Raw genomic sequence first — 3570 nt, forward strand, 5'->3', positions numbered from 1 at the left:
GCGCATCCGCTCGCACCACCCTGCAGGTCGTGGGCATTGCCGAGAAGGATTGCCGCAAGGATCTGCCCGAGTGCCGTAGTCAACTCGCCGACAACACAGGCCTCGCCGACGAGAATCGCTTGTCGGCCCTGGCCGAGCTGTGGCTGCTCGAAGCCATGCGCAGCAAGGGTCTGCATGGACAGGAGGCACGCGTCGACGCTTATCTGGAAAGCGCCCGGCACGCCTATGCCTATCTTTTCTTTACCCCCCGCAACACTGGCCAGCGTGCCCTGGAGGATCGCCAGACCCAGGTGCGCGACTACTACAATTTCGCGGTACAGGAAGCCTTGACCCTGTTGTTCGAGCTGTATCGTGGCAAACCTCCACAGCGCGAAACGGCCGATGAGCAATTCCACCTGCGCCTGGCACACTGGAACATCAGCGGCACCATGCAGGAAGTCAGGCTGGCCGAAGGCCGGCAGCTTCCTCAGGAACTGATCCCCGCCGCCTCCCTCTCCTTCGCAGGTCTGCGCAACCAGTATCGGCGCGACGGGCTCGGCGCCGAACTGGTCGCCGTCACCCGCAAGCGCGTGGTCACCAGCCAGAGCGACCGGTTGCCCTGGAGCGAGACGCCCTTCCCCGCCATCAGTGCGGTGATTCGCTTTCCGGGCAGCACCCTCGCAGAGGTGCTGGCGACCCGCACGGCCGATATCAGCGGCTACGATCCCTATCGCACCACCCACTTCGAGGTGGCAGGCCAGTCGGTTCCACTCGCGGCCAATTTCACCTCCGGATACGGCCTGTGGCTGGCCCGTTCCGGCTTCGCCCGCCAGTCCCTGCTGACCCTGGTCGGTCGCGGCGAAGTGCTGGAAGCACCGCACCTCTATCTGCTGCAACCCTACGACCCCGAGCGCCGCATCATCATCATGCTGCACGGCCTGGCCAGCAGCCCCGAAGCCTGGATCAACGTCGCCAACGAAGTGCTCGGCGACGAGGCGCTACGCAACAACTACCAGATCTGGCAGATCTACTACCCGACCAACCTGCCGATCGCCTTCAACAACAAGGCAATCCGCGAAACCATCGAGCAAACCCTCAGGCATTTCGATCCACAGGGCAACGCCGCGGCCAGCCGCGACATCGTACTGGTCGGCCACAGCATGGGCGGTGTGCTGTCGCGCCTGCTGGTTTCCTCCTCGCAAGACCAACTGTGGTCGTCGCTCACGGCGCAATACGACATGAGTGGCAAGAGGCAGGAACGGGCCCGCGCGAAACTGGGCCCCTACCTGGATTTCGAGCCACTGCCCCAGGTCAGCCGGGCCGTCTTCGCCGCGGCACCGCACCGTGGCACACCCTTCGCGGAAAACCGCCTGTCGCGCTGGGCCGCCGGCCTGGTCAAGCTGCCGGTCTCGGTACTCGGCCGCTTCAGCGAGCTCGCCCAGGTACTGGTCGACCCCAACTCGGCGGCACCCGTGACGTTGACCCGAGGCCTCAATAGCATCGACAACCTCAGCGCCAACGACCCCTTCGTCAGGGCCGCGGCCGAATTGCCGATCTCGCCCCAGGTGCGTTATCACAGCATCATCGGCAACCATACGCCCGAATTGTTGCTGGCAAGCACCAGTGATGGTGTGGTGCCCTATACCAGTGCCCATCTGGAGGGTGCACAGTCGGAGAAGATCATCCCTTCGTGGCACAGCGTCCAGGAAACGCCGGAAGCAATCATCGAAATACGCCGCATCCTCCACCAGCACCTGAGCGAAGAGGATACGCGATGAAACGCCCGCATCTCATGCTGCGGCTGTTGACGCGCCTGCTCCTAACCCTGCTCATCCCGCTGACGACCAGTTGGGGCGCCCTCGCCCTGGATTACCGGCTGAACTGGCCTCCTTTGGCGGGGTACGCCCTGGTCGCACTCTGGTGCCTGCTCGGCGTCCTCACCCTTGTCCTGCTGTGGCGGCGGCCACCACTGTGGGCGCTGTCCATCCACCTGCTGGCATTCGCCGTGCTGCTGGCCTGGTGGCACAGCCTGCAACCGTCCAACCAACGCGCCTGGGCCGACGACGTGGCACGCATGACCCAAGGCCGGGTGGTCGACGAACAGCTGCTGCTGGACAACGTGCGCAACTTCGACTGGCGCAGCGATGAGGACTACGACATCGCCTGGGAAAGCCGTTCCTACGACCTGCGGCAACTGGCCTCGGTCGACCTGCTGACCTCCTACTGGGGCATGCCGGCCATCGCCCATATCCTGGTGTCCTTCGGCTTCGAGGACGGCCGGTACCTGGTCTTCACCGTGGAGACCCGCAAGGAAAAGGGCGAGCGCTACTCGGAGCTGGGCGGCTTCTTTAAGGAATTCGAACTCAGCATCGTCGCCACCGACGAGCGCGACGCCGTGCGGGTGCGTACCAACGTGCGCGACGAGGACGTCTACCTGTACCGCATCGACATGCCCAGGCCGGTCATGCGCGAACTCCTGCTTTCCTATGTCGAGCAGGCCAACACCCTGGTCGAACGGCCACGCTTCTACAACACCCTGACCGCCAACTGCACGACCATCGTCTTCGACATGGTGCAGAGCATCATCGGCGGCCTGCCCGTCGATCACCGCCTGCTGCTGACCGGCTACCTGCCAGGCTACGTGCAGGATATCGGCGGCCTGCAACAGGGCTACAGCCTGGACGCACTACGCAATCGGGGGCGAATCACCGGACGCGCCCGCCAGGCGGACGAGGCGGCGGACTTTTCCAGACAGATCCGCCAAGGCGTACCGGGCTGGGCAGTGGAAACAAAGACCAACAACGATGAACGACCGGGGAGAGAGGAATGAACGAACTCGAAGTGATGATCGCGCTGATAGTGGCAGGCTTCCTCTTGCTAACGATCGGTTTCGCCAAGCGTGACCACGATTTGGGAATCTATACCATGGTGCTAGGCATCCTGCTGATGTTTTGCACCATAGGCTACAAGCTCTATCTGGAACTTGGGATGTAAGAGCCTGTTTACGATCTTTCGAGTAGTAGGACGAGAAAGGCCAAAAGGCCAAGTGGATGAACTGCAAGCTGGTGTTGAATTTGTGCCCGCAGTTTTTCCACAACCGCCGACACTTTTCTGGACAAGCAAAGCTGCGCTCCACTGCTTGAAGTAGCGAGACACCGTTTGCCAGCGCGGAAAGTCACTAGGAATCAGGCGCCACTGGCAGCCTGTCTTCAAGAGATACAACACGGCGCACCAAATCTCGTAGAGATCCACGCTTCGGGGTTTGGTGCGCTTGCGTATGCTTTTCAATAAGGCTTGGCCTTATTCAAACTGCTCACGACTCACGTTGCTCGGGTAGCGATGCTTTCTCATCGTAAGCGTACGCCGAACTCACCTTGCGTGATTCAGGCAGGCGCCCACTGATGCGGCAGCAGTTGGCCGACCTCACTCGCCCGTTGCGTCGGCAGGCGTGTCAGCACGTCCTTGAGATAGGCATACGGATCATGCCCGTTCATTCGGGACGACTGGATAAGGCTCATGATCGCCGCCGCGCGTTTGCCGCTGCGTAGCGATCCTGCAAACAACCAGTTCGAGCGCCCCAGTGCCCAGGGC

General features: G+C 62.3%; 4 protein-coding genes and 1 pseudogene. 3 read left to right on the top strand and 2 right to left on the bottom strand.

Features of this window, described 5'->3' with window-relative positions; translation table 11 throughout:
- From N5J71_RS22120 to N5J71_RS22130, 3 genes are all read left to right on the top strand, one after another.
- A partial coding sequence (locus N5J71_RS22120) for an esterase/lipase family protein (protein WP_279917657.1) occupies positions 1–1757 on the top strand: 1757 nt, incomplete at its 5' end.
- Positions 1754–2809, top strand: a complete 1056-nt coding sequence (locus N5J71_RS22125; protein WP_003464273.1) for an Lnb N-terminal periplasmic domain-containing protein — start codon at positions 1754–1756, stop codon at positions 2807–2809. The genes N5J71_RS22120 and N5J71_RS22125, both read left to right, overlap by 4 nt.
- Complete coding sequence (locus tag N5J71_RS22130; RefSeq protein ID WP_003464276.1) at positions 2806–2973, top strand: hypothetical protein; 168 nt, start codon at positions 2806–2808, stop codon at positions 2971–2973. Before N5J71_RS22125 ends, N5J71_RS22130 begins: the two co-directional genes overlap by 4 nt.
- Positions 2974–3108: 135 nt before the next feature.
- Here N5J71_RS22130 and N5J71_RS22610 read toward each other — a convergent pair.
- Positions 3109–3267 (bottom strand): annotated as a pseudogene (locus N5J71_RS22610) (transposase); the annotation flags it as partial.
- Positions 3268–3362: 95 nt separating this feature from the next.
- On the bottom strand, positions 3363–3570 hold a 208-nt coding region (locus N5J71_RS22140), incomplete at its 5' end, for a transposase domain-containing protein (protein WP_279917658.1).

It is taken from the genome of Ectopseudomonas oleovorans (assembly GCF_029845265.1).
Classification (GTDB): Bacteria; Pseudomonadota; Gammaproteobacteria; order Pseudomonadales; family Pseudomonadaceae; genus Aquipseudomonas; species Aquipseudomonas oleovorans.